The 23189-nt window shown below is 71.4% G+C and carries 20 protein-coding genes; 9 read left to right on the top strand and 11 right to left on the bottom strand.

Features of this window, described 5'->3' with window-relative positions; all coding sequences use genetic code 11:
* Positions 1-101 precede the first annotated feature (101 nt).
* Together ACXKZB_RS16875 and ACXKZB_RS16880 are read left to right on the top strand one after the other, a co-directional pair.
* Complete coding sequence (locus ACXKZB_RS16875; protein ID WP_222658675.1) at positions 102-1202, top strand: ABC transporter ATP-binding protein; 1101 nt, start codon at positions 102-104, stop codon at positions 1200-1202.
* A gap of 88 nt (positions 1203-1290) precedes the next feature.
* A complete protein-coding gene (locus ACXKZB_RS16880; RefSeq protein WP_123311992.1) occupies positions 1291-2604 on the top strand; it encodes a DUF4032 domain-containing protein in 1314 nt (437 codons plus the stop codon).
* Between the two features lie 260 nt (positions 2605-2864).
* On the opposite strand, the gene rlmB is transcribed toward ACXKZB_RS16880, so the two are convergent.
* The 4 genes from rlmB to ACXKZB_RS16900 form a co-directional block, all read right to left on the bottom strand.
* Positions 2865-3875 carry a 23S rRNA (guanosine(2251)-2'-O)-methyltransferase RlmB gene (gene rlmB / locus ACXKZB_RS16885; protein WP_123311990.1) on the bottom strand — a complete coding sequence of 337 codons (1011 nt, stop codon included), beginning with the start codon at positions 3873-3875 and terminating at the stop codon, positions 2865-2867.
* A 28-nt stretch (positions 3876-3903) separates the two neighbouring features.
* Positions 3904-5313: a cysteine--tRNA ligase gene (gene cysS, locus ACXKZB_RS16890; RefSeq protein ID WP_222658676.1), complete on the bottom strand. Its 1410-nt coding sequence runs from the start codon at positions 5311-5313 to the stop codon at positions 3904-3906.
* Positions 5314-5330: 17 nt separating this feature from the next.
* Positions 5331-6509: a 2-C-methyl-D-erythritol 4-phosphate cytidylyltransferase gene (gene ispD, locus ACXKZB_RS16895; protein ID WP_488823923.1), complete on the bottom strand. Its 1179-nt coding sequence runs from the start codon at positions 6507-6509 to the stop codon at positions 5331-5333.
* Between the two features lie 64 nt (positions 6510-6573).
* Complete coding sequence (locus ACXKZB_RS16900; protein WP_017888066.1) at positions 6574-7056, bottom strand: CarD family transcriptional regulator; 483 nt, start codon at positions 7054-7056, stop codon at positions 6574-6576.
* 209 nt (positions 7057-7265) lie between these two features.
* Between ACXKZB_RS16900 and ACXKZB_RS16905 the strand changes: the two genes are divergently transcribed.
* Positions 7266-7730 carry a hypothetical protein gene (locus ACXKZB_RS16905; protein ID WP_148061737.1) on the top strand — a complete coding sequence of 155 codons (465 nt, stop codon included), beginning with the start codon at positions 7266-7268 and terminating at the stop codon, positions 7728-7730.
* Positions 7731-7835: 105 nt separating this feature from the next.
* Here the strand turns inward: ACXKZB_RS16905 and ACXKZB_RS16910 are convergent, their stop codons facing one another.
* Together ACXKZB_RS16910 and ACXKZB_RS16915 are read right to left on the bottom strand one after the other, a co-directional pair.
* A complete protein-coding gene (locus ACXKZB_RS16910; protein WP_111085241.1) occupies positions 7836-8516 on the bottom strand; it encodes a response regulator transcription factor in 681 nt (226 codons plus the stop codon).
* Complete coding sequence (locus ACXKZB_RS16915; RefSeq protein ID WP_123311982.1) at positions 8513-9679, bottom strand: sensor histidine kinase; 1167 nt, start codon at positions 9677-9679, stop codon at positions 8513-8515. Before ACXKZB_RS16915 ends, ACXKZB_RS16910 begins: the two co-directional genes overlap by 4 nt.
* 146 nt (positions 9680-9825) lie before the next feature.
* On the opposite strand from ACXKZB_RS16915, the gene phoU reads away from it, so the two are divergent.
* Positions 9826-10494, top strand: a complete 669-nt coding sequence (phoU, locus tag ACXKZB_RS16920) for a phosphate signaling complex protein PhoU (RefSeq protein WP_488823924.1) — start codon at positions 9826-9828, stop codon at positions 10492-10494.
* A gap of 46 nt (positions 10495-10540) precedes the next feature.
* Positions 10541-11080, top strand: coding sequence for a P-loop nucleotide/nucleoside kinase family protein (locus ACXKZB_RS16925; protein WP_488823925.1), 540 nt, complete (start codon positions 10541-10543; stop codon positions 11078-11080).
* 188 nt (positions 11081-11268) lie between these two features.
* Here the strand turns inward: ACXKZB_RS16925 and ACXKZB_RS16930 are convergent, their stop codons facing one another.
* A complete protein-coding gene (locus tag ACXKZB_RS16930; protein WP_222658679.1) occupies positions 11269-12015 on the bottom strand; it encodes a phosphoglyceromutase in 747 nt (248 codons plus the stop codon).
* 45 nt (positions 12016-12060) lie between these two features.
* On the opposite strand from ACXKZB_RS16930, the gene ACXKZB_RS16935 reads away from it, so the two are divergent.
* A complete protein-coding gene (locus ACXKZB_RS16935) occupies positions 12061-12834 on the top strand; it encodes a class I SAM-dependent methyltransferase (protein ID WP_488823926.1) in 774 nt (257 codons plus the stop codon).
* Positions 12835-13014: 180 nt separating this feature from the next.
* On the opposite strand, the gene ygfZ is transcribed toward ACXKZB_RS16935, so the two are convergent.
* The 3 genes from ygfZ to ACXKZB_RS16950 form a co-directional block, all read right to left on the bottom strand.
* On the bottom strand, positions 13015-14091 hold the full coding sequence (gene ygfZ, locus ACXKZB_RS16940) for a CAF17-like 4Fe-4S cluster assembly/insertion protein YgfZ (protein ID WP_488823927.1): 1077 nt from the start codon (positions 14089-14091) through the stop codon (positions 13015-13017).
* Positions 14091-14693: a heme-binding beta-barrel domain-containing protein gene (locus ACXKZB_RS16945; RefSeq protein WP_111085252.1), complete on the bottom strand. Its 603-nt coding sequence runs from the start codon at positions 14691-14693 to the stop codon at positions 14091-14093. Before ACXKZB_RS16945 ends, ygfZ begins: the two co-directional genes overlap by 1 nt.
* A gap of 137 nt (positions 14694-14830) precedes the next feature.
* On the bottom strand, positions 14831-15112 hold the full coding sequence (locus ACXKZB_RS16950) for a hypothetical protein (RefSeq protein WP_488823928.1): 282 nt from the start codon (positions 15110-15112) through the stop codon (positions 14831-14833).
* 172 nt (positions 15113-15284) lie between these two features.
* On the opposite strand from ACXKZB_RS16950, the gene ACXKZB_RS16955 reads away from it, so the two are divergent.
* The 3 genes from ACXKZB_RS16955 to ACXKZB_RS16965 are packed head-to-tail and all read left to right on the top strand — an operon-like array spanning position 15285 to position 18855.
* Positions 15285-15968: a response regulator transcription factor gene (locus ACXKZB_RS16955; protein WP_111085255.1), complete on the top strand. Its 684-nt coding sequence runs from the start codon at positions 15285-15287 to the stop codon at positions 15966-15968.
* Positions 15968-16795: a mycothiol synthase gene (gene mshD, locus ACXKZB_RS16960; RefSeq protein WP_488823929.1), complete on the top strand. Its 828-nt coding sequence runs from the start codon at positions 15968-15970 to the stop codon at positions 16793-16795. The genes ACXKZB_RS16955 and mshD overlap by 1 nt, the downstream gene beginning before the upstream one ends.
* A 56-nt stretch (positions 16796-16851) precedes the next feature.
* Positions 16852-18855, top strand: a complete 2004-nt coding sequence (locus tag ACXKZB_RS16965; protein ID WP_488823930.1) for a serine/threonine-protein kinase — start codon at positions 16852-16854, stop codon at positions 18853-18855.
* Between the two features lie 88 nt (positions 18856-18943).
* On the opposite strand, the gene ACXKZB_RS16970 is transcribed toward ACXKZB_RS16965, so the two are convergent.
* Positions 18944-23179 (bottom strand): type VII secretion EssC family protein, encoded by a 4236-nt coding sequence (locus ACXKZB_RS16970; RefSeq protein ID WP_488823931.1) that lies wholly within the window; start codon positions 23177-23179, stop codon positions 18944-18946.
* Between the last annotated feature and the right edge of the window lie 10 nt (positions 23180-23189).

A 23189-nucleotide genomic window follows, 5' to 3' on the forward strand; every position in this document is an offset into this window, starting at 1 on the left:
ACCTCGATGGTCGACGACGACCATCCGGGGCCCTCGCGGGCTGACCGCTTCACTCGGATCGTCCGGCACGTACCTGCCGGTGAAGAAAGGACCGAACGCTCATGGCGTCCGTCACCTATGACAAGGCAACCCGTCTCTACCCCGGAGGCACCCGCCCCGCGGTCGACTCCCTCGACCTGGACGTCGCCGACGGCGAGTTCCTCGTCCTCGTCGGCCCCTCGGGTTGCGGCAAGTCCACCTCGCTCCGCATGCTGGCCGGCCTCGAAGAGGTCAACTCCGGTCAGATCCGCATCGGCGACCGCGACGTCACGGACGTCCCGCCGAAGGACCGCGACATCGCGATGGTGTTCCAGAACTACGCGCTCTACCCGCACATGACCGTCGCCGAGAACATGGGCTTCGCGCTCAAGATCGCCGGCGTCGGCAAGGACGAGCGTGCCACCCGCGTGCAGGAAGCTGCCAAGCTCCTCGACCTCGAGGACTACCTCGGCCGCAAGCCGAAGGCGCTCTCCGGTGGTCAGCGTCAGCGCGTCGCGATGGGCCGCGCGATCGTCCGTCAGCCGCAGGTGTTCCTCATGGACGAGCCGCTGTCGAACCTCGACGCCAAGCTCCGCGTCCAGACCCGTACGCAGATCGCGTCGCTCCAGCGTCGTCTCGGTGTCACCACGGTCTACGTCACGCACGACCAGACCGAGGCACTCACCATGGGTGACCGCATCGCGGTGCTCAAGGACGGCATCCTGCAGCAGGTCGGCACGCCGCGCGACCTGTACGAGAAGCCGAACAACGTCTTCGTCGCGGGCTTCATCGGCTCGCCGGCGATGAACCTGCTGCCGGCCGACGTCGTCGAGGGCGGCATCAAGTTCGGCACGCTCAACCACGCGATCGACCGCGACACGCTCTCCAACGCGCGTTCCGGCCAGATCACGGTGGGCATCCGCCCCGAGGACGTCGTCGTGGCGCAGTCGGGCGAGGGCCTGCCCGTCACGGTCGACGTGGTCGAGGAACTCGGCGCCGACGGCTACCTCTACGGTCACGCCGACGTCAAGGGCACGCGCGTCGACATCGTCGCCCGCGTGGACGGCCGTTCGCACCCGTCGATCGGCGACACCATCGTGGTGACGCCGAAGTCGGGCCACGTGCACGCCTTCGACACCGAGTCGGGCGAGCGCCTGGACGACAAGGCCGTCGTCAGCGCGTAACCGAAGCGCACTCCCCGAGAGCCCGCGCCGCCTCACAAGGGCGGGTCGCGGGCTCTCGGCTGTCCCCCACGACACCGAAGGATCCACCGTGCCCGACTCGATGTCCATCACCGCAGCCACCGTCGACCCCGGCCTGCTCGACCTGCCGTGGGACCTGCCGCTGGCGGACTGGCCGGACGAGACCATCGTCGCCCTGCCGAAGGGCATCTCCCGGCACCTCGTGCGCTTCGTGCACCTGAGCGGCTACGTCGCCGCCGTGAAGGAGACCGGCGAAGAGGTCGCCCGTGCCGAGTACGACATGCTCCGCACGCTGCAGCGGATGGACGTGCCGTGCGTGGACCCCGTGGCGGTCATCACGAACCGGGTGGACGCCGACGGCGAGCAGCTGCACCCCGTGCTCGTGACGCGCCACCTGCGCTTCTCGCTGCCGTACCGCGCGCTGTACTCGCAGACCCTGCGCCCGGAGACCGCCACCCGGCTCGTCGACGCGCTCGCCCTGCTGCTCGTGCGGCTGCACATCATCGGCTTCTACTGGGGCGACGTGTCGCTCTCGAACACGCTGTTCCGTCGCGACGCGGGCTCGTTCGCCGCGTACCTGGTCGACGCCGAGACCGGCAAGCTCTACCCCGGCGGCCTGTCGAACGGGCAGCGCGAGAACGACCTCGAGGTGGCGCGCGTGAACATCGCCGGCGAACTCCTCGACCTCGAAGCGGGTGGGCGTCTCGACGAGAACGCCGACCCCGTCGACGTCTCCAACCGCATCGTGGCGCAGTACCGGACGCTCTGGACCGAGCTCACGGGCACCGAGCAGTTCGACATCAAGGAGCGCTGGCGCATCAACGACCGCGTCGAGCGACTCAACGAACTCGGCTTCGACATCGAGGAGCTCTCGATCCACACGACCGAGGGCGGTTCGCAGGTGCGGATCCAGCCGAAGGTCGTCGACGCCGGGCACCACCAGCGACGCCTGCTGCGGTTGACCGGCCTGGACGCCGGCGAGAACCAGGCCCGACGTCTGCTCAACGACCTCGACTCGTACCGGGCGCGCAACGGCCGCGACGAACTCGACGAGGAGATGGTCGCGCACGAGTGGGTCTCGCGGGTCTTCGAACCCGTCGTCCGTTCGATCCCCCGCGACCTGCGCGGCCGACTCGAACCCGCCGAGGTCTTCCACGAGCTGCTCGAGCACCGCTGGTTCATGTCCCAGCAGGAAGAGCGTTCGGTCTCACTGCCCGAGGCCACGACCGCCTACATCAACGACGTGCTGCGCCACCGCCGTGACGAGCGCCTGCTCATCAACCCGCCGACGTCGTCGATGACGCTGCCCATCCCCGTGGTCGACGACGCCGAGCCCGCGGGCGACGAGTCCGACGACGTCGAGGACTGGCGCGCTACCGTCTAACCGCGCCCGCCCGTTCCATTCCCGTTCCGTTCCCGTTCCGCCGAGATTCCGAAATCTCGGAACCTCGGCGCGCGGAACGGCCGTCTGTGGAACCTCGGCACGACGCGTGCGGCGAGTCGTGGAACCTCGGCACGACGCGCGCGGCGAGTCGTGGGACCCCACGGACGCACTGGAGGCCCGGCGCCGGTCTCGTGGACCGGCACCGGGCCTCCAGGTGGTGACGTCGACCGCCCGCAGCGGCCGGGCCGACGCCGGTGCGGCTACTCGGCGCGACGGCGCCGGGCGACCTCCCACAGCGTGACGCTCGCCGCGATGCCGGCGTTGAGGGACTCGGTCGCACTCGAGATCGGGATCGACACGATCGCGTCGCAGGTCTCGGTGACGAGGCGTGACAGGCCCTTGCCCTCGGAACCGACGACGATGACGATCGGACGGTCGGCCAGCGCGAGGCCGTCGAGCTCCACGTCGCCGTCGCCGTCGAGACCGAGGACGAACAGGCCCATCGACTTCAGGGACTTCAGCGTCTGGGTGAGGTTCGGGGCCATCGCAACGGGGGTGCGGGCCGCGGCACCGGCCGAGGTCTTCCACGCCGACGCCGTCACGCCGACCGAGCGACGCTGCGGCACGATGACGCCGTGTCCGCCGAAGGCCGCGGTCGAGCGGATGATCGCACCGAGGTTGCGCGGGTCGGTGATGCCGTCGAGTGCGACGAGCAGCGGCACCTGGTCGCGCGAGAACGCCTGCTCGACGATGTCCTCGGACACGGCGTACTGGTACGCCGGCACCTTGAGGGCGACGCCCTGGTGGACGCTGTCGTGGCCGGTGATGCGGTCGAGCTCGGGGCGCATGAGCTCGATGATCGGCACGCCGCGGTGGTTGGCGAGCGCGAGGATCTCCTTGACGCGGTCGTCGACCTCGATGCGCGACGCGATGTAGAGCGTCGACGACGGGGTCTTCGTGCGGAGCGCCTCGAGCACGGAGTTGCGTCCGGTCACGAGCTCGGAGTCGTCGGTCTTCCGGGCCGGCGGGCGACCCGTGCGACCCTGCGGGGTACTCGAGGAACCGTGACGACCCTTGGCGGCCTCGAAGCGGTCCTTCGCGGCCTTCCGCTTGCCGGCGGGGTGGTACGGGCGGTCCTCGGCCTTCGGGGTCGGCTTGCGACCCTCGAGCGCCTGGGCGCCCTGTCCGCCGGAACCGACCTGCTTGTTGCCCTTGCGACCGGTGCGGACGGCGCCGGGCCGACCCTTCTTGCTTCCCGAGACGTTCTTCATGCGTAGCTCCTGTTCGGCACTGCCGTGTTCAGGCGATGCTCCAGCGTGTTCCGGACGGCGTGTCCTCGATCGTGATGCCCGCGGCGGCGAGGTCGTCGCGCACGCGGTCGGCCGCGGCGAAGTCCCGTGCTGCCCTGGCGTCCGCGCGCTCCTGCACGAGGCGTTCGACGAGAGCGGCGAGCGGGCCTGCCGAGGTGTCCTGACCGCCCCCCGACCAGTGGGCGGCTCGCGGGTCGATGCCGAGGACCTCCACCATCGCGGCCACCTGATGGTACGCGACCCCGAGCGTTTCCGCATCGTCGGCGTCCAGGGCGGCGTTGCCGGTCCGCACGGTCTCGTGCAGGACGGCCAGCGCCTGGGGCACCGCGAGGTCGTCGTCCATCGCCGCGGCGAAGGCGTCCGGCACCGCGGGGGCGTCGGCGAGGTGCACCCCTTCGAGCCGTACCTCGGCCCGCTGCAGGAACCCGTCGATGCGGTCGTAGGCGGCTTCGGCCTCGGCCAACGAGCCGTCGTGGTGGTCGATCGAGGAGCGGTAGTGCGCCGCCCCCAGGAAGTACCGCACCACGGCGGGGCGGGCAGCGGCGAGGAAGTCGGCGGCGAAGATCGAGTTGCCGAGCGACTTCGACATCTTCTGGCCCTCGACCGTGACGAGTCCGTTGTGCAGCCAGTAGGACGCGAACGGGTCCCCAGCGGCGGTGGACTGCGCGAGCTCGTTCTCGTGGTGCGGGAACCGCAGGTCGAGCCCGCCGCCGTGGATGTCGAACGCCGGGCCGAGGTACCGCCGCGACATGGCGGAGCACTCGATGTGCCAGCCCGGGCGACCGGGGCCCCACGGGGAGTCCCACGCCGCGGTCGACGGCTCACCCGGCTTCGCACCCTTCCAGAGTGCGAAGTCGCGGGCGTCGCGCTTGCCGCGGGGGTCGGCGTCGGTTGCCTCGACCATGTCCTCGCGGCGCTGCCGGGTCAGGGCGCCGTACGACGGCCAGCTGCCGGTGTCGAAGTAGACGTCACCGGAGTCGTCGGCGGCGACGTAGGCGTGGCCGCGGTCGATGAGCTTCGTGATGATGTCGTGCATCTGCGGCACGCTCGCGGTGGCGCGGGGCTCGTACGTCGGCGGCAGGATGCCGAGGGCGTTGTACGCGGCGGTGAACTCGAGCTCGACGCGGTAGGCCCGGGCGAACCAGGCTTCGTCGGTGCCGGCGGCCAGGTCGAGCACCTTGTCGTCGATGTCGGTGACGTTCCGCACGAGGGTGACGCGCAGACCACGGTAGGTCAGCCAGCGGCGCCAGATGTCGTAGACCAGGGCGGAGCGCAGGTGCCCGATGTGCGGCGACGACTGCACCGTCGGACCGCAGACGTAGACGCTGACCTGTCCGTCGACCAGGGGGACGAGGTCGACGACGGCTGCGGCGCGGGAGTCGTAGAGGCGAACGGTCACGCCCCAAGCCTAGGACGTCAGGCCGGTCGGACGAGGGCTGTTGCGATCGCGGCGAGCCCTTCGCCCCGACCGGTGAAGCCGAGGCCGTCGGTCGTCGTGCCGGACACCGCGACGGGGGCACCGACGACGGCGGACAGGGCGTCCTGCATCTCGGCGCGACGTGCACCGATGCGCGGTCGGTTCCCGATCACCTGGACCGTGACCGAGGCGGGGGCGAGGCCGGCGTCGAGGAGCATCGCCACCGCGCCACGGACGAAGACGTCGCCGGCCGCGCCGGCGTAGGCGGGGTCCGCGGTGCCGAACGTCCCGCCGATGTCGCCGAGTCCGCCGGCGGACAGCAGCGCGTCGCACACCGCGTGCGCCACCGCGTCGCCGTCGCTGTGTCCGGAGAGCCCGGGTTCGCCGGGGAAGTCGAGCAGGCCGACGCGGCACGGCGACGCCGCGTCGAACGCGTGCACGTCGACCCCGAGGCCGAGCCGGACCGCCGAGGCAGCGGGCACACCCGGCGCCGAGGCCCGCGACCGGACGATCGACTCCGCCCGCCCGAGGTCCCACGGCGTCGTGATCTTGAAGGCATCGGCGTCGCCCGGGACGAAGCGCACCGTGCCACCGGCCGCCTGGAACACGCCGGCGTCGTCGGTCTCGGACTGCGTCGACACCGCGTACGCCCGGCGGAGCGCGTCGAGCGGGAAGCCCTGCGGCGTCTGGACCCCGACGAGCGCGGACCGGTCGACGGTCTCGACGACGACGTCACCGGCGACCCGCTTGATCGTGTCCGTGACGGGCAGCGCGGGGACGTACCCCGCACCAGCACCCGAAGCGACCGCGTCGAACACCCGGTCGAACTGCGCAGCGGGTGTGAGGCACCGAGCCGCGTCGTGCACCAGCACCGCGGTGACGGAGTCCGGCAGCACGGCCAGGCCGGCCTGGACCGAACCATGGCGATCCGTGCCTCCTGGGACGACCGCCGTGTAGGCGACCGCAGCGCCCGCGACCGAGGCGACCACCCGGCGGCAGTCATCGAGCAGCGCCGACGGCGCGACGACGACCACCAGCGTCGGGGACGACGACGAGAACAGCGGCTCGAGCGCGCGCGCGAGCATCAGCTGCCCGGCCACGGGCACGAACGCCTTCGCGGTGCCGATTCCGAGTCGGGTGCCGGACCCGGCTGCAACGACGACGACCGCCCGGTCCACCCCTTCGGGGAACCGTGCGGTCGTCGTGGTGTTCAGTGCTGCTGCGCTCAGTGGTTCGACGCGCTCAGGACGCGAGGACCTCGTCGAGGACGGTCGATGCCTTGTCCTCGTCGGTCTTCTCCGCCAGGGCCAGCTCGGAGATCAGGATCTGCCGCGCCTTGGCCAGCATCCGCTTCTCCCCCGCGGACAGGCCGCGGTCCTGGTCGCGACGCCAGAGGTCGCGGACGACCTCGGACACCTTGATGACGTCCCCGGAAGCGAGCTTCTCGAGGTTCGCCTTGTACCGGCGCGACCAGTTGGTGGGTTCTTCCGTGAACGGTGCCCGGAGGACCTCGAACACCTTGTCGAGCCCTTCCTTGCCGATCACGTCGCGGACTCCGACCAGGTCGACGTTGTCCGCCGGTACCTCGATCGTCAGGTCACCCTGCGTGACCCGCAGTTTCAGGTAGACCTTTTCCTCGCCCTTGATGACGCGCGTCTTGACTTCAGAGATGGTTGCCGCCCCGTGGTGGGGGTAGACGACGGTCTCGCCGACCTCGAATTGCATGTATCAGGCTCCGTTCCCAGACTTCCAGTTTACCACAAGGGGTGTTCGGGTAAGGGGACCCTCAGCACTGGGGCTTCCCGGTGATCGCTAGGATGGAGCGGGACCGTCCGGTCCTCATCGACTTACGGAGGAATCTCTTGCGAGCTCGGGTACTCGTGTCCGTCGCCGTTGCGGCAACCATCGCGCTGGGCGCCACCGGGTGCGAGTTCATGTCGCCTGCGCACACCGTCGACATCAAGCAGATCACCGACGGCGTGAACGTCTCGACCGGCAAGGTCGACGTCCGCAACGCCATCCTGATCTCGGACGACGGCGAGGGCGCACGCTTCATCGGCACGCTCGTGAACAACTCCGACACCGACGGCATCACCGTCTCGGTCGAGATCGGTGGCGACACCGAGACCGTGCTGGTGCCGGCGAACTCGCACGTCGACCTGGCGAACGACTCGCAGCACGACACCCTCGACTTCGACAGCGCGGACGCCGAGCCCGGTTCGCTCGTCAAGGTGTACTTCTCCTACCCCGACGCCGAGGGCGTCTCGGCCAACGTGCCGGTGCTGACCACCTCGCAAGAGGAGTACGCCACCCTCGCGCCGACCTCGACCCCCGAGCCGACCGGTCAGGTCACGCTGCCGGTCGAGACCCCGTCGGCCACGCCGACGGACGGCGAGTAGCCGCTCCGCGCACGCGGCACCGTCGCAGCGCGCAAGCGCCACGCTTCGCACAGGAGGCCCGGTGCCGGTCCCAGAGACCGGCACCGGGCCTCCTGTCCGTGCGTCTCAGGCCTCGATGCGGTACCCGAGACCGCGCACCGTCACCAGGATCTCCGGGGTGGACGGCACGCGCTCGATCTTCGAGCGGATGCGTTTGATGTGGACGTCGAGCGTCTTCGTGTCGCCGAAGTAGTCGGAGCCCCACACCCGGTCGATGAGCTGGCCACGGGTGAGCACCCGGCCGGCGTTCCGGAGCAGGAGCTCGAGCAGCTCGAACTCCTTGAGGGGCATCGCCGTCTCCGAGCCGTCCACCGACACCGTGTGCCGCTCGACGTCCATCCGGATGCCGCCGACCTGCAGGATCCCGCTGTCCGCCGGGTCGTCCTCGGTGCGGCGCCGCAGGACCGCGCGGATGCGGGCCAGCAGCTCGCGGGTCGAGTACGGCTTCGTCACGTAGTCGTCCGCGCCGAGCTCGAGCCCGACGACGATGTCGACCTCGGAGTCCTTCGCCGTCAGCATGATGATCGGGGCGTTCGACCGGGTGCGGATCTGCCGGCAGACCTCGGTGCCGGACAACCCGGGCAGCATGAGGTCGAGGAGCACCAGGTCCGGGTTCTCCGAGTCGAACTTCGACAGCGCGGTCACGCCGTCGGCAGCGACGGAGGTCTCGTACCCCTCGCGCTGCAGCAGGAACTCCAGGGGCTCGCTCAGGGCCGGCTCGTCGTCGACGATGAGGATCTTGGTCACGATGGCTGCTCTTCCAGTTGCTCTTCGAGTGCGGTGGTCAGTTCGGTGTCCGCCTCGGGCAGGCGGATGGTGAAGGTCGAGCCCTTGCCGGGTTGCGACCAGACACGGACGTCGCCGCCGTGGTTGCCCACGACGTGCTTGACGATCGCCAGGCCGAGGCCGGTGCCGCCGGTGGCGCGCGACCGGGCGGGGTCGACGCGGTAGAAGCGTTCGAACACCCGGTCGAGGTCGGCCTCGGGGATCCCGACACCCTGGTCGGTGATCGCGATCTCGACGAAGCCCTTCGCGGACCGGACGCCGACGCCGACGCGGGTGCCGTCGGGTGAGTACTTCACCGCGTTGGCGATCAGGTTCGACACCGCGACCTGCAGCAGGCCGGGGTCGCCCATCACCCGGAGCTTCGACTTCTTCGCCCGGATGATCTCGATCGACCGGGCACGCGCGACGACCTCGTTCGCGTCGATCGCGGCCTGCACGATCTTGTCGACACCGGTCTCCTCGCTGTTCTCCAGCGCGTCGACCGACTGCAGCCGGGACAGCTCGATGATGTCCTTCGTCAGGGCGCCGAGCCGTTCGGACTCGGTGATGAGCTGCGCGGCGAACTTCTTCACGTGCGCGGGGTCGTCGGCCGCGAGGACGAGCGTCTCGGACAGCAGGCCGATGGCGCCGATCGGGGTCTTCAGCTCGTGCGAGATGTTGGCGACGAAGTCACGGCGGACCTCGTCGATGCGCCGGCTCTCGGTCAGGTCGTCCGCGGTGATCAGCACGTACCGGTTGCCGAGCTGGGCGGCACGGAAGCTGAGGTACCCGATGAGCTCCCCGTGGCGTCCGCGCGGGAGTTCGAGGTCCTCCGCACCCATCTCGCCGCTCTTGCGCACCCGGTCGACCAGGTCGAGGAGCTCCTGGTGCACGAGCCGTCGCCGGACGACGAGCCCGACGGTCAGCGCCTGGGGCGACGCGGCGACGACGGTGTTCGACGGGTCGATGACGACCGCCGGGTTGTGCATCGTCGCGATCACTGCTGCGACGCCGTCGGGCAGGGTCCGCTCCGCCACGTCGGCAGCACGTGCCGTGCGCTCGGCGGTGATGATCAGCACCACGACGCCCGCGCCGAAGACCCCGCCGAGGAGCATCGACAGTGGCACGAGCCACGCGTTGTCCATGTCGCCAGTGTAGGGATGGTCACGCGGGGTTCCGGTACCGTTCACCCGCCCCGGAAGGCCGGAACACGAAGCGTTCAGCCCCACGTCACCGTTCGTTCACCTGGGCTGACGACACTCGTCCGGTACGCAGAGAGAGGTACTCCCCCATGCGCGAAGTCTTCCAGCAGGAACTCCAGGACGTCCAGGAGCGACTGACCGAGATCGCCGGACTCGTCGAGTCCGCCATCACCCGGGCCACCCAGGCCTTCAGCGACTCCGACGTCGCCCTCGCCGAGGAGGTGATCGCCGACGACCAGAAGATCGACGAGGCCGCCAACAGCCTCGACGAGATCGCCATCGACATCCTGGCCCGCCAGGCACCGGTCGCCCGCGACCTGCGGGTCGTCGTCACCGCCCTGCGCGTGAGCTCCTCACTCGAGCGCATGGGTGACATGGCCGAGCACATCGCGCAGCTCGCCCGTCAGCGCTTCCCCGAGAAGGTCGTGCCGAAGGGTCTCCGCGGCACCTTCAAGGAGATGGGCAAGCACGACGTCGCGATGGCGCAGAAGCTCACGCGGCTGCTCGCGACCGAGGACATCGCCCTGGCTGCGGAGATCCGCGACGAGGACGACGCCGTCGACGAACTGCACGCGAGCGTGTTCGACTTCGTGCTCGGCGAGGCCTGGAAGGGCGGGCCGATCGACACCGTCGACGCCACCCTGGCCTCGCGCTACCACGAGCGCTTCGCCGACCACGCGGTCTCCATCGCGAAGAAGGTCGAGTACCTGGCGACCGGCGACTGGACCGGCGCGTCCACCTCGACCGCCGCGGTCTGACCGGCGTCGGTCCGCCCGGGCCGCTCGATTCTGCGAGGATCGTGACATGGCCCAGGTCGCGATCATCGTCAACGGCATGCCCGGTTCCGGCAAGAGCACGATCGGCGCGGCGCTGGCCGAGGTGCTCGGCTGCCCGTTCCTGTCGAAGGACCGCATCAAGGAGCCCCTCGCCGACATCGTCGGCCCGATGATCGCGTCGCGTCCGCTCGGCGGGATCGCGATGGACACCGTGTGGGCGATGGCCGGCGCGGTCGAGAACGGCGTCGTCCTGGACGCCGTCTGGGTCACGCCGGAGAGCCGGGACTTCCTGACCGCCGGACTCCTGACGGCCGGTTCGCCCCGTGCCGTCGAGGTCTGGTGCCACGTCGACCGCGCCACGGCCGACGAACGCCTGCGTGACCGCTACGAGCCGGACGCTCCGCTCCGGCACGAGGTCCACGGCGACCTGGCGTCGATCATCGACGCCTGGGACACTCTCGGTCCCACCGCGGGACCGACCGGGCTGCTCCCCGTCGTCCGCGTCGACACGACGAAGCCCTACGACGTCGGGGCCCTCGTGCAGGAGATCGCGTCGCACTTCGTCTGACCGGCCACGGCCCGGGGAGCCGACCGCCCTGCGGAAGCGACACGTCGCCGATGCGGTGATCCGTTCCTCCCGGCAGAGCGACAGAAGTCGGCGGAACGTTCGCGGCACACTGTCGCTTTCGCGAACGCACCCGGCCGCACGACGAACGCCCCGCCCGGACTCCGGACGGGGCGTTCGTGTGTGTCGAGCTACTTCTTGGCGCCCTGGGCGGCCACGGCGGCAGCGCCGGCGGCAGCGGCCTCGGGGTCGAGGTAGTACGCCGGCTTCGTCGGACGGAAGTCGTCGTCGAGCTCGTACACCAGCGGGATGCCCGTCGGGATGTTCAGCCCGGCGATGTCGTCGTCGGAGATGTCGTCGAGGTGCTTCACGAGCGCGCGGAGCGAGTTGCCGTGCGCGGTGACCAGCACGGTCTTGCCCTCGCCCAGGTCCTTCGTGATGTCGGATTCCCAGTAGGGCAGCAGGCGGTCGATCACGAGCTTGAGCGACTCGGTGCGGGGCAGCTCGTCGCCGAGGTCGGCGTAGCGACGGTCGCCGGCCTGCGACCACTCGGCGCCGTCGGCGATGGGGGGCGGCGGGACGTCGAACGAACGGCGCCACTCCATGAACTGCTGCTCGCCGTACTCGGCCAGCGTCTGGGCCTTGTCCTTGCCCTGCAGGTCGCCGTAGTGGCGCTCGTTGAGGCGCCAGTCGCGCTTGACCGGCAGCCACGCCAGGTCGGCCTGGAGCAGCGCGATGTCGGCCGTCTGGATCGCACGGGTGAGGAGCGAGGTGTACAGGACGTCGGGGACGATGCCCGACTCGGCGATGAGGTCGCCGGCGCGCTTCGCCTCCTTCTCGCCCAGCTCGCTGAGCCGGACGTCGACCCAACCGGTGAACAGGTTCTTCTGGTTCCAGTCACTGTTTCCGTGACGGAGCAGGACGAGCGTGGAGGTCATGCTGCCGAGTCTACCGAGCGTCAGCAGGCCCGTACCCTTGACGGCATGCCCATCGGGAACGTGACGCGCGGGACGACCGGGTACAACCGGCTCCGTCGTGTCGACCGGTGGATCGCGTCGTTGCCCGCGCTCCGCAGGGGCGACGACCCGCTGGTCGCCGACGTCGGCTACGGGGCCTCGCCCACGACGACGCTGGAGCTGCGCGACCGTCTGTCCCTGGTGCGCCCGGACGTCGAGGTCACCGGCATCGAGATCGAACCGGCACGCGTGGCGTTCGCGAACGCCGGCACCCGCGACGGCGTGACGTTCCGGCTCGGCGGCTTCGAGACCCCCACGCCCGGACAGCGCCGACCGGCCGTGATCCGGGCGTTCAACGTGCTGCGGCAGTACGACGAGTCCGCCGTGGTGGCGTCGTGGCGGATCATGCAGGACCGCCTGCAGCCCGGCGGAGCACTCGTCGAGGGGACCTGCAACGAGGTCGGCCGGGTGGCCTCGTGGGTGACGCTCGACGACGTCGCGCCGCACACGTTCACGGTGTCGCTCCGGCTCGCCGGGCTCGACGTACCGAGCATCGTGGCGGAACGGCTGCCGAAGGCCCTGATCCACCGGAACGTGCCCGGCGAGCGGGTGCACGCGTTCCTGCGCGACCTCGACCTGTCGTGGGCTGTCGCGGCTCCGCTCGGTACGTACGGGCCTCGGCAGCGGTGGATCGCCACGGTGCGGGGAATGCGCGACCGCGGGTGGCCGGTCCTGCACGGGCCGACGCGGTGGCGGCTCGGCGAGCTCAGCGTGCCGTGGTCCGCGGTCGAGCCCGCCTGACGACGACCCGGCGACCCGGCGACCCGCCGACGCATTCGCGACGATCCACGAGTCGATCGCCGCGTGCGCTGTCGGAAGATGCACACGCACACGATGCATGCGCATCACCCGACAGAACACCAGTCGATCGACTCGTGGACTGTCGGAACCTGCGCACGCATCAGGCGACGGCGACGACCCCTAGGAGCGCTTGACGGCTCCGAGCCGGGGCAGCCGCGGGACGTTCGCCGTGGCGCCGGCCTCCGGCGGGACGATGGTCTCCTGCGCCGCCGTCACCACGACGTCGTCGGCGGTGAGCGTCAGGGTCGCGGTGGGGTCGAGGGAGCGTTTGACCACAGCGAGACCGATCGGCCCGAGTTCGTGGTGAACCGCCGAGGCTGCCAGCCGTCCGACTTCCTTGTCGCCGAGCACCACGGGAGTCCCCGGCGCCGGCAGGACCGCGTCGGAGCCGTCGAGGTGCAGCTGCACGATCCGACGCGGCGGGTGGCCCAGGTTGTGCACCTTCGCGACGGTCTCCTGCCCGCGGTAGCAGCCCTTCGTCAGGTGCACGGCGGAGCGGAGCCAGTCGAGCTCGTGCGGGATGGTGCGCTCGTCGGCGTCGGACAGTGTCGGGCGCCAGGCGGCGATCCGCAGTGCCTCGAACGCCAGCAGCCCGGCGACGGGCCGGTCGGACGCTGCCAGACCGGTCGCGGCCCCCGGCGTGAGCACCGCGATCCGGAGGGTCCAGTCGGAGCCGGGGTGAGCCTCCAGGCTGGCGTAGCTCCACCCACCGGGCGTGACGGCCGCCCATGGGTCGACCCACTCGACGACCGCGTCGGCGACGGCACCGGCGTCGGTGAAGGACCCGACGGTGACGAAGTCGGCACTGCGGTCCGCGACCTCGACCCGGAGCATGAAGCGCATCGAGTCGAGCCAGGCGGCGAGCGGTGCCGCGTCCTGGGGCTCGGTGAGGAGCCACGCGACCGAACCGTCGTCGACCACGCGGGCGGCGTGCTCGACGCGGCCGGACTGGTCGAGCACGAGGGTCTCGGTGCTGACGCCGGTCGGCAGGCCGGTCAGCTGCTGCGAGGTGATCGAGTTGAGCCACGACAGGCGGTCCGGTCCGGCGACGGTGACGACGCCGAGGCCGAGCTCGACGACGGCCGAGCCACGTTCGAGCAGCCGCTGCTCACCGATGGGGTTGCCGAAGTGTGCGGCGGGTGCGCCGAGCGCACCAGATGACGCGACGAACCCGTCGCGCACCGCGAACGCCGACATCAGTCGACCTTCGCGAGCTGCCCCGAGGCGTGCGAGGTGAGTTCGCGACCGAGCGCGGCGATGTCCCACGCCCAGAAGAGCTTGCCCTCGACCAGGCCGTACAGGCGGGTCGCGGCGGAGTAGTCCTTCGCGTTCGGCGAGCGCATCACGGCGTCGGTGGCCAGGTCGATCCGGCCCTTGAGCACCCGGCCGACGTAGAGCTCGTTGACACCCGTCGGGTGGACGATCGCGGCTTCGACGTCGAAGCCGTCCGTGGTGTTGCGCAGCGCCTCGACGCTCTCGACGGTGCTGAACGGGGTCGGCCCCTCGCCCAGGAGCATCGCGGGGCCGCGGTCACCGGGTTCGGTCGGACGGTCGATCCGCCAGTAGCCCATCTCGGCGGCGAGCGGGGTGTGGTCGTCGTCGAGCAGCCACGTGGTGGACGAGTAGTTGAGGTACGGCAGGCCGTCGTGGCTGAAGCTCACGCGCTGGCCGAACTCGTAGGTACGGGGTGCTTCTTCGTCACCGACGGGGTACTCCACGACGCCGGTGCCCTCCCAGACGCCGACGAGCCACGACAACGGGACCAGTTCGGGCGCCAGGCCCTCGGGGAGCTCGATCAACGCTGACCCTTGAACAGCTTCACGACGACGACCACCGAGATGAACGCGATCGCGAGCGACGCCAGGCCGAGGAGGCCCACGTAGAACAGCTCGAGCGCAAGCAGCGAATCCATGCCCCGGAGTCTACGCGGCTCGGCTCAACGCGCCAGGAGCACCACCGCGGTGACGAGCACCACGACGAAGGCACCGGAGGACGCGATGCTGATCCGCTCGACCAGTCCGTCCTTCGTCGCGGTGATGAGCTGGAGCACGAAGCTCACCATCACGCAGGCGACGAACACGAGCAGCAGCCAAGCGAAGGAGTCGCGCTCGGCGAGCGTCAGGACGAGCACCGCCCCGACGACGGCCAGGATCCAGACCGGCAGGACGGACGTCAGCGTGAGACGCCGCTGGTCGGTGGGCTGCACTGGCTGGGTCACGCGTTCCATCATGACAGGGGTCGCGCCCGGCGCGCAGGCGCAGCGCGGCCGTGCAGCGCCGCGGTGCACTGCGTGCGCGCTTGCGGGTTCCCGCGCAAACCGTCCGGCCGGATGAGGACTTCCCGAGCATCACTAGGATGTGTCCACGACGTCATCCACCTGCGGAGGTCCTGTGGCACAGCTCCTGGTACTCACCTCGACCGCGCCCGGCGACGTCCTGCCGAGCCTGGGTCTCCTGAGCCACAGGATCCGTCACGTGCCGGCCGAGGCCGCGCAGCTGGTCAACGCGCCGCAGAGCGACCTCATGTTCGTGGACGCCCGCACCGACCTGGTCAGTGCGAAGGCCCTGTGCAAGATCCTCGCCTCGTCCGGGTCGACGACGCCCATCGTGCTCGTGGTCACCGAGGGCGGGCTCACCGCCGTCAACAGCGACTGGAACGTCGACGACGTGGTGCTCGAGAGCGCCGGCCCCGCCGAGATCGACGCCCGCATCCGGCTGTCCGCGGGCCGTGCGGCCAAGGGGCAGTCCAGCTCGAAGATCCAGGCCTCCGGTGTCGTCATCGACGAGGCGAGCTACTCGGCGAAGGTCCGCGGCCGACCGCTCGACCTGACGTTCAAGGAGTTCGAGCTCCTCCGCTTCTTCGCCACGCACCCGTCGCGCGTCTTCACCCGCGAGCAGCTGCTCAGCGAGGTCTGGGGCTACGACTACTTCGGTGGCACCCGAACGGTCGACGTGCACGTCCGTCGACTCCGCGCGAAGCTCGGCGACCTCGAGTCGCTCATCGGCACGGTCCGCAACGTCGGGTACCGCTTCAACGTCTACGACGACGAGGCCGAGCGCCTGATGGGCCAGTAGTGCCGGACCTCGCACGGTTCGTCGCCCCCGGCGAGGCGCCGCCGTTCTCCGACCAGACCCTGGTCGACGTCCGCGCGGGGCGCGCGACGGTCCTCGAGGCCGACGACGGGGTCGCCGTGGTCCGGGACGCCGAGCTGGAACTCGTCGTCGACCGGGAGGCCCGTGGGCACGGCACCGGGACCGCCCTCGTCACGCAGGCGCTCGCGCTGGGCGGCGGGGCCGCTCCCGTGCTCGCCTGGGCACACGGGGACCACCCGGCAGCGCGGGCACTGGCCGATCGGTTCGGCTGGCGCGCCGTCCGGACCCTGCTGCAGCTCCGAGCGCCGATCGACGAGGCCGACGCCCCGTCCGTCGACGTGCCGGCCGGGTACAGCCTGTCCGCGTTCCGACCCTGCACCGAGGACGAGGCCGACTGGCTCACCCTGAACGCCGCGGCCTTCGCGCACCACCCCGAGCAGGGGCGGATGACGCTCGACGACCTGCACGCCCGCGAGTCGGACGCCTGGTTCTCCGGCGACGACCTGCTGCTGCTCCGCGACGCCTCCGGGCAGCTCGCCGGCTCGTGCTGGCTCAAGGTCGAGGACGGCATCGGCGAGTTCTACGCCGTCGCCGTCCGGCCCGACCTGCAGGGGCAGCGGCTCGGCGGGGTGCTCATGCGCGCGGGCACCGCTCGGCTCAGCGGCCGGGGGCTGAGCGCCGCCGCACTGTACGTCGAGGGGGACAACGAGCCGGCGCTCGCGCTGTACCGGCGGTCCGGGTTCACGCAGCACGCGATCGACGTGCAGTACGCCGCGCCGGAGCACGCGGAGGCTCCGACCGGCCGGTAACATTGCGTGGTCGGCGAGGGGTCGGCCAGTGGGGGAATCGGGAAGTCGGGGACGCGGTGGCGCAGTACGGTCAGGGTGAACCGCTCGGTGCGTCGTACCGGTTGGTCGAGCTGCTCGGGACCGGTGCCACCGGCGAGGTCTGGCGCACCGAGCACACCGCGACCGGCGAGCACGTCGCTGCGAAGCTCCTCCGTGCCGAGCTCGCGGCCGACCCGCAGATCGTCGAACGCTTCGTCCGCGAGCGCTCGGTGCTCCTCGCCCTGCAGCACCCGTCCATCGTGCGTGTCCGCGACCTGGTCGTCGAGGGCGACCGGCTCGCGATCGTCATGGACCTGGTGCCGGGTGGGTCCGCGCGCGATCTGCTCGCATCGAACGGTCCGCTGGCACCACGGGACGCACTGACCATCACCGCTGAGACCCTCGACGCCCTCGCGGCGGCGCACGAGCGCGACGTGACCCACCGCGACGTCAAGCCCGACAACGTGCTGCTCCAGACCCCGTGGGTCCCCGGTGCGACCGGCGACGTCCGGGTCACCGACTTCGGCATCGCGTCCGTCGTCGCCGAGCGCGAGCGCACCACCACCGGGCTCCTCGGCACGCCGCAGTACATGGCCCCAGAGTCGATCAGCCACGGCCGCGCGGGTCCCGCTGCGGACGTCTACGGCGCCGGGGTCATGCTCTACGAGCTGCTCTCCGGTCGCACACCCTTCGCCGGACCGGGCACGGACTTCGCCGTGGCGTACCGGCACGTCACGTCGAACCCACCGCCGCTCGACGTGCCCGATGCGCTGTGGTCTGCGGTGTCCGCTCTGCTGACGAAGGACCCGAACAGCCGTCCTGCAGCAGCGGACGCCGCGGCGACCCTGCGCCGGCTCGCCCGGTCCCTCGCCGCGGCCCCCGCGCTGGCCGCGACGAGCGACCCGGACGCGTTCGACGAGGTCGAGCGGCCCGCCACCGTGGTCCGTGGGGTCCGCCCGGAGCACGACGCCGACCGGGGCGACACCGGGACGCCCGAGGACGAAGCCGTGGTCGGCCCGGCGCCGGAACTCGGCCCCGCCGGTTCCCAGACCGTCATCCGGCCGATGGCACGACAGCCGCCCCCGGCCGCGCCCGCTGCCGAGCCCGCACCGGCGCGTCGGTTCACCCGCCCCGAGTGGCTGACGAACCGTGCGCTCCTGTTCGGCGGTGTGGGCGTCGTGCTCGTGGCCGCGCTCGTCGTCGGCGGGGTCGTCTGGCTGCCCGGTGCGCTGCGGAAGACGCCGGGCGCCGGCACCGCGACCGCACAGGCCGCCAACGCCTACCAGCAGGACCGCCCACTGCCCACGGGTCTCGCCACCACCCGCCGCGCGACCATCGACCCCGCGAAGGGCACCGTGGACCTTCGCGTCACGTACGCAGCGCAAGCGTCGGCCCTGACCGGTCCGTTCCTCGAAGTCGTCCCCGGTGCCCGCTCGGGTGCCTCGTGCCCCGCCGTCACCTGGACCGGCGAGGGCATCTCGGCGAAGCGCAACCAGCCCTCACTGACGGGTGTCGACACCGCGTGCGCCTGGGCCCTGTCCGGCGTCGAGGTCCCCGCCGGCGGCGACGTCACGGTCGAGGCCTCGGTGCCGCTCGCCTCCGTCACGGACGGCGCGGCGCTGCAGACGTGGCTCGACGGCGTCGGCGAGGCGACCACAGCTGCCGTGACCGACGACTCGGTGCGCGGGACCGCCTACCCGGTGCAGCGGTTGCAGGGCATCGAGGTCCGGACGCCCGACCGCACGGTCAGTCAGACGGCCCTGCCGGTCACCCTGGTACCGGTGTGGCCGAACGGTGCCGACGAGCTCAACCCGCTCTACCGCAGTCCCGCCACGGGACGCCCGTCGCAGATGCTCGTCGACGTGGCCGGCGGGGAGTCCGGCGTGCGGTTCGCCGACGGCTGCTCGGGGGCACTGGCGGTGTCGTCCGACGGGCTGGTCGTCACGGCCCTGTCGGTCGCGCCGTCGTGCACGGTGCGGGCGACGGTGGGGAACTTCACGAACCTCGAGAGCTCGCCCTTCGGGATCACGACGCGCGACTGAGCGCGCTGTCCACGCGACCAGGTGGCGGACGGGAGGCCCGTGGCGGGCACGGCCACGGGCCTCCCGGCCGACGGTCTCGGCGTCGCCGTCAGCTGCCGGCGGACGCGGTCTGCACGAGACGGACGGCCCCTCCCGATGCGGCGTAGCCGCGGCCGACGGTCAGCGCGACGGGCGCGCGACGCGGCAGCGTGACGCCGAGGAGCTCGCCGTCGTAGTCGACGTCCGGCTGCAGCAGCACACCACACCGTGACTTCCGGACCGAACGGGTCCAGTGGCTGTACAGCGACCGGAGGTCAGCGGACCGGCCGGCCGCCACGACGCACAGTCCGGGGCGCTCGGTCGTGAGCAGCGTCGCGATGGCCTGGTCGCCGTCCTCGAACCGCTCCGCGTCGTCGATCAACAGCAGCACCGGACCGCGTTCGAGCCGGAGCCCGGCCAACAGGGCCGGGACCTCGTCAGGGCCGACGGCGATGCGGTCGAAGGAACCGGAGGCGAGCGGGGAACGGCGGTCACAGATCGCCCACACGGCCGGACGCACGCCCTCGGCCGTCCGCGCGAGCTCGGCGACGGCGAGGAGCACGCTCGACTTGCCGGACCGGGCCGGGCCGGCGATCAGCACGTGCTCGCCGTCGTAGACCTCGACCGACGCCGGCTGCAGGTCGTCCTCCGCGATGCCGATCGGGATCCGCCAGGGCTCACCCGCGAACACCGCACCGGCGCCGAGCTCGTCCACGAGCACGGCATCGGGCAGCCGACCGACGGCACTCGCCTTCCGGCTGCTGCCCGGACGGGTCTCCGCGATCCGGGTGACGGCCTCGGCGAGCGGGACGTCCGGGGTCGCGACGTGCGACTGCAGCCGCATGGTCGAGTCGATGAAACGGCCGGGCACCGGCGGCGGGACGTCCTTGGGGCGAACCCCGATGGACGCGTAGTCGTAGGGGTCCGCGAGGCGGAACATCCACTTCTGCGTGGTGACCTCGTCCATCGCCGACGGCACGGCCTTCGCGCGCGTCGTCGAGACCGCGAAGGAGATGCCGAGCGCGGGGCCCTCGGCGTACACCCGGTAGAGCGCATCGAGCAGCTGCTGCCCCTCGAAGTCCTGGTACTCGTCGCGCAGGGCGGCGAGGCCGTCGATGAGCACCACGGCACGGCGCCCACCGGGTGCCGCACGACGACGCTCGAGCTCGACGCGGAGGTGCCGCAGGAACCGCGTCTGCAGCTCCCCCGCACCCGCACCGGAGCCGACGTAGGCCGTCGTGTGCGGCAACTGCGCGAGCGGAGCGAGGTCCCCCGGACCCATGTCGAGCACCAGCAGGTCGAGCTCGTCGGGGCTCGACGCTGCGGCGAGCTGCAGCGCGATCGTGGCGAGCGCGGTGCTCGTCCCGCTGCCCGGGATGCCCATGAGCATGAGGTTGCCCTCGTCCAGATCCCATCCGGTGGTGACCTGACGCTGGTGGTCGGGGTCGTCGGCCAGGGCGACGGGGACGGTTCCGGACCGTAGGTCGGTGCCCGGGCCTGACTCGGTGAGCTCCGCCAGCTCGACGCGGTCGCCGAGCGCCTCGGGCCAGATCGGACGCGGCGGGGCGTACCCGGCTGCCGTGTTGGCCTGCCCGATCGCCTCGATCAGCTGGTCGAGGTCGGTGACGTCCGAGGCGGTCGGCGCCGGTGCCGGCATCGGCGCGGGGACACCGAACACGTCGGTCGGACGGACCGAGACCGGCTGCTCGGCACGCTCGTCACGGGCTCGGCCGGTGACGAGGGCGGTCTGCACCGGGGTGATGTCGTCCTGCCCGAGCTTGACGTAGGCGCGACCGGTCTGCTGTCGACCGATCCCGGCTGCGGCGGGGACACCGATGACGTTCGTCGAGTCCTCACGGCTCTGCACCCGCAGGGCGACCCGCATGTTCGTGTTCGCGAGGATGTCCTCGCTCACCACACCAGCAGGCCGCTGGGTCGCCAGGATCATGTGGACGCCGAGCGTGCGGCCGACGGCCGCGATGCTGACGAGCGACGTCAGGACGTCCGGGAAGTCCTTCGCGAGCATCGCGAACTCGTCGACGACCAGCAGCAGCCGCGGCATCGGCTCGACCGGCTTCGTCGCCAGGTAGGCATCGAGGTTGTCGATGTCGGCTCCGGCTGCCGCGAACACCCGCTGACGTCGTTCGAGTTCGGCTTCGAGTGCCCGGATCGCACGGTCGGCGAGCTGTTCGTCGAGGTTGCTGATCGTGCCGATGGTGTGCGGCAGTCGCTCGCAGGCGGCGAACGCGGCCCCGCCCTTGAAGTCGACGAGCAGGAAGTTGAGGCGCGTCGGGTCGTTGCGTGCAGCGAGCCCGGCGACGAGCGACCGCAGGAACTCGCTCTTGCCCGAACCCGTCGTTCCGCCGACCAGGCCGTGGGGGCCGTCGCGCACCAGGTCGATCTCGAGCACACCGCTCTCCGACGAGCCGATCGGGGTCGAGAAGCCCGTGCGCGTGTCCCACGCCGTGCGGATCCCGTCGCCCGACAACAGCTCCGGCAGGCGGACGAGCGCGGGCAAGGACGCCCCCGGCACGAGCAGTTCGGGATCGTCGAAGTGCGCCACGCTGCGCGCGCTGCGCTCAGCGGTCTCGACGCTGAGGCCGGCGAGCACGACGTCCTCGACACGGGTCCGGTCCTCCGGTCGGTACACGGTGGCTGCAGCGTCCGCACCCACGGTGATGATCGACGTGCACGCGGCGGGCAGCTGCTGCTCGTTCGTCGCGATGACGATCCCGCTCACCCGGTGTGGTCGTTCCCCTGGGCGCAGGGACTGCCCGGGCACCGAGCGGCCCTGACCGAGCAGGTTGCGGGCAGGGGCATCCCGTCCCTCGGTGAGCACCTCGGAGTCGACCACGACGAGCAGGTTCGGCGTCGGCAGCTCGTCGAGCGACTCCCGCAGGCCACGGAGCATCGCCGCGCTCTGGTCGCGCTGCGCTGACATCCAGCGGGCGCCGGTACTGCTCCCCGCCACACGCGCGTGCGGCAGCCAGGAGGCCCACCCCCAGTCCTCCGCACGGCCCGCGTCGCAGAAGACGCCCACCGTCAGGTCCGCGGGACCGCAGTGCACGGTGGCCTGCGTGAGCAGGCTGCGCGCGAGGGCGAGGGCGCCCTGACGATCGCCGACGATCCCGACGACGCCGGCGTCGGACAGGTCGGCCACCACCGGCGCGGCCGTCAGGCGACTGTCGGCGATGGCGGCCTTCGCCTCGTCCTCGAGCTTCGCGGACGTTGCACGCTGATCGACCTCGGGCCGCCAGGGAGCGTCCCCGGTGCCGGCGTGCAGGCTCAGGAAGTCCTCGTCGTCCGATCGACGCTGCCACAGCAGGGTGGTCGGCAGTTCTGCTCGCCGCACCACGGTCGCCGGGTCGGGCACGAGCTCCTGGCGGCGAGCGGCCTCGACGGCCGCGGCCTCGGAGATCTCACCGCGGAAGGACTCCACAGCCTCGGCGAAGCGGGTGTCCTCTTCTTTGAGGTTCTTCGCGCGGCGGTGCTTCTGCTCGAACCACATGCCGATCGCGGTGACCGGGGAGAGCAGGGCGAACAGCGCGAACCGCGCGTCGCCGAGCAGGAGCACCATCGCCCCGGCGAGCACCAGGGGCGCGGCGACGGTGATCCAGCTGAACTTCGAGGCCGGCGGCACGTCCTTGCGTCCGGGCGGCACGACCGTCTCGGCGTCGGAGGTCCGGCCGGCGCGTGGTGGGCGGTTGAACGGTGCCGTCGCCGCCGGGGTCAGGTTCGCCATCGAGCCGGCCGCGGGCACGGGCACCTCGTCGAGCGCCGGCCGGACGAGCAGCACGGCCCCGCCCACGATGACGCTCGTCGTCCCGGTGAGCAGGACGCCCTCGGCATCGATGCGCTCCCCGGCGATGACGGTGCCGTTCGTCGATCCCGCATCACGCACCCGGACACCGTCGTCCTCGCGCTCGACGGTGCAGTGCTCCCACGACGCGCTCTCGGTGGGGAGCACGACGTCGGCCTGCGGCGCCCGGCCGACCACGAGCTTCCGCCCGCGCGGGACCGGCACCACGAGCCCGGCTTCGAGCCCGCCGGCGAGCGTGACGGTCCAGCCGTCGGTACTGAGCGGCCGTTCGTCGGGGGTTCGTCCGATGCGGGAGCCCTCGAGCAGCACGAGGTCACGGAGCGGGGTGTCGACGCTGGTGCGGTGCCCGTCGACCGCCAGGGTGGTGCCGGGTTCGAGTGTGAGGCCGACGGCCGCGGACACGAGCTCCCCGAGTGAGGATGCGCCGGACCACCCGTCGACCTCGACCGCTTCACGTCGGTCGTCGAGCTCGATCAACAGGCGCATGCTCGCGTTC

This window comes from Curtobacterium sp. ABR8 (assembly GCF_057812125.1).

Excerpts from the sequence above, each read along its gene's own strand:
- ACXKZB_RS16875 (WP_222658675.1), top strand. The coding sequence starts at position 102 with ATGGCGTCCGTCACCTATGACAAGGCAACCCGTCTCTACCCCGGAGGC.
- rlmB (WP_123311990.1), bottom strand. The coding sequence starts at position 3,875 with ATGAAGAACGTCTCGGGAAGCAAGAAGGGTCGGCCCGGCGCCGTCCGC.
- ACXKZB_RS16900 (WP_017888066.1), bottom strand. The coding sequence starts at position 7,056 with ATGCAATTCGAGGTCGGCGAGACCGTCGTCTACCCCCACCACGGGGCG.
- ACXKZB_RS16905 (WP_148061737.1), top strand. The coding sequence starts at position 7,266 with ATGTCGCCTGCGCACACCGTCGACATCAAGCAGATCACCGACGGCGTG.
- ACXKZB_RS16915 (WP_123311982.1), bottom strand. The coding sequence starts at position 9,679 with ATGGACAACGCGTGGCTCGTGCCACTGTCGATGCTCCTCGGCGGGGTC.
- phoU (WP_488823924.1), top strand. The coding sequence starts at position 9,826 with ATGCGCGAAGTCTTCCAGCAGGAACTCCAGGACGTCCAGGAGCGACTG.
- ACXKZB_RS16925 (WP_488823925.1), top strand. The coding sequence starts at position 10,541 with ATGGCCCAGGTCGCGATCATCGTCAACGGCATGCCCGGTTCCGGCAAG.
- ACXKZB_RS16930 (WP_222658679.1), bottom strand. The coding sequence starts at position 12,015 with ATGACCTCCACGCTCGTCCTGCTCCGTCACGGAAACAGTGACTGGAAC.
- ACXKZB_RS16935 (WP_488823926.1), top strand. The coding sequence starts at position 12,061 with ATGCCCATCGGGAACGTGACGCGCGGGACGACCGGGTACAACCGGCTC.
- ygfZ (WP_488823927.1), bottom strand. The coding sequence starts at position 14,091 with ATGTCGGCGTTCGCGGTGCGCGACGGGTTCGTCGCGTCATCTGGTGCG.
- ACXKZB_RS16970 (WP_488823931.1), bottom strand. The coding sequence starts at position 23,179 with ATGCGCCTGTTGATCGAGCTCGACGACCGACGTGAAGCGGTCGAGGTC.